This window comes from Paenibacillus forsythiae T98 (assembly GCF_000520735.1).
Taxonomy (GTDB): Bacteria; Bacillota; Bacilli; order Paenibacillales; family Paenibacillaceae; genus Paenibacillus_AQ; species Paenibacillus_AQ forsythiae.
Genome location: NZ_ASSC01000461.1, coordinates 1 through 2,040 on the forward strand (window position 1 = coordinate 1; position 2,040 = coordinate 2,040).

General features: G+C 58.3%; 1 protein-coding gene. It reads right to left on the bottom strand.

Translation table 11 applies throughout. The features are described from left to right. Window positions 1-385 precede the first annotated feature (385 nt). Window positions 386-2,040, bottom strand: a 1,655-nt coding sequence (gene rlmD / locus L692_RS0114825; RefSeq protein WP_036723811.1) for a 23S rRNA (uracil(1939)-C(5))-methyltransferase RlmD, incomplete at its 5' end; no start/stop codon positions are given.

Consider the following 2,040-nt stretch of genomic DNA (forward strand, 5'->3'; position numbering starts at 1 on the left):
ACTCCATTTACATGATTTGGGTAATCAACAGGCCTGTAATGATAGCCTATTTCCACTTTGAAATCCAGAAATTTTTTCCAATTTCGACAAACAAAAAGCCCCCCACAAGCGGCAGGAGCCTCATCTTAATCTAGTTCTATATACCTTACTCAAGCACCTTTTCCGAATCCACCAGACCGCACACCTCTACACCGGCAAACTTGATATCGTTCGGACGAACATCAACCCTGCCAATGATTGTACAAAACATTATCTTCTACTACTGAATGGAAGCCTCATCGAATACCCTGCGCTCAATTAATTGCTTGGGTTATAACAAATATAGCCTGAACTCAAGAAGCTTCGGGCTATGTGGCATTAATAAACAGAAATGTGGCCTTTAACACTATTCCCTCACCAGCAACACACAGCACTCCACGTGCACCGTCCACGGAAACATATCCACCGGCTGCACCTCCACGGTCCGGTATCCTCCGTCCTCCAGCACCCGCAAATCCCTCGCCAGGGTCGACGGGTTGCAGGACACATACACTACACGCTCCGGCTTCATTTCCAGGATCGTCTCCAGCAGGCGGGGGTCGCAGCCTTTGCGCGGGGGGTCAACGACGATGACGTCGGCGGTGATGCCCTGCTCTTTCCAGTTTGGAATGACGTCCTCGGACGCTCCGACCTCGAACACGACATTGTTCATGTCGTTAAGCTTCGCGTTCGCCCGCGCATCCTCGATGGCTTCGGGAACGATCTCAACGCCGTACACCCGCGCCGCATGCTGCGCGAGGAACAGCGAGATCGTGCCGATGCCGCAGTAGGCGTCGATCACGGTTTCTCTGCCCGTCAGCCCCGCATACTCCACGGTTTTGCCGTACAGGACTTCGGTCTGAGCGGGATTGACCTGGTAAAAAGACCGGGCCGAAATGGCAAACTGCACATCCCCGATATAGTCATAAATAACGTCTCTGCCCCACAGTACACGGGTCTCGCCGCCAAAGATCACGTTCGTCCGCTGCGTATTGACGTTCTGGCAAATGCTTGCCACCTCCGGCAATTGCTCGCGGATGCTGCCGATCCACGCGTCAACATGCGGGATATCCCGTCCACTCGTCACCAGCACCAGCATCATCTCACCTGTGCGGAACGCCTTCTTCACAACGACATGGCGCAGCAATCCGCGTCCGGTCTCTTCATTATAAGCGGTGATGCCAAGCTCCCGTCCGATGACCTTAACCCGCCGGACAACTTCATCGTTATGCTCATGCTGAATCAGACAGGTCTCCATGTCGATGATCCGGTGGCTGCCGCGAGCGTAAAAGCCGCCAACCAGTCCGCCGTCGGTTACGCCAATCGGCACCTGCGCCTTGTTGCGGTAGCGCCACGGCTCGTCCATCCCGAGCGTCGGGAGCACCACGATTCCGCTGCGGCGGGCGGACCCGGCCAGCAAAACCGCACTCCCTGCATCGCCGTCCGTCGAATCGGCTCCCCCGGGCGCCTTCTCCGGCAGCTTCATATCCCCCTCTCCGCCAGCCTCGCCCGGCTCCCCGACCTGCCTCCGTTCAACTGGCAGCTTCCCGCCCGCTACACCGCCAGCCTCATCCGGCTCTCCAATCCGCTTCCGTTCAGCCAGCAGCTTCCGGGCCACTTCACCATCGCCAGCCTTGCCCGGCCCCCCGCTAAGCTTCGGCTCGTCCACCGGCTCCCTGTTCCGCTCCCGCTCACCCTGCGGCGCTCCGTCCGCCTCCTCCTCTGCCACAGCCAGCTTGCCGATCCGCTCCAGGTTGTCCACCACAAGCTGCCGCTTCCACTTTAGCTGCGCGGCATAGTCCATATGCTGAAGCTGGCAGCCGCCGCATTGGTCATAGATCGGGCAGGGCGGCGCGATGCGGGCGGCGCTTGCCTCCATAAGCTCCAGCAGCTTGGCGTATCCATACTGCTTCTTTGTCTTGAGCACCTTGGCCCGGACCTTCTCTCCGGGAAGCGCTCCCTGCACAAAAAGGGTAAAGCCCTCTACCCGGCCTACCCCTTCGCCTTCATGCGTCATACCGA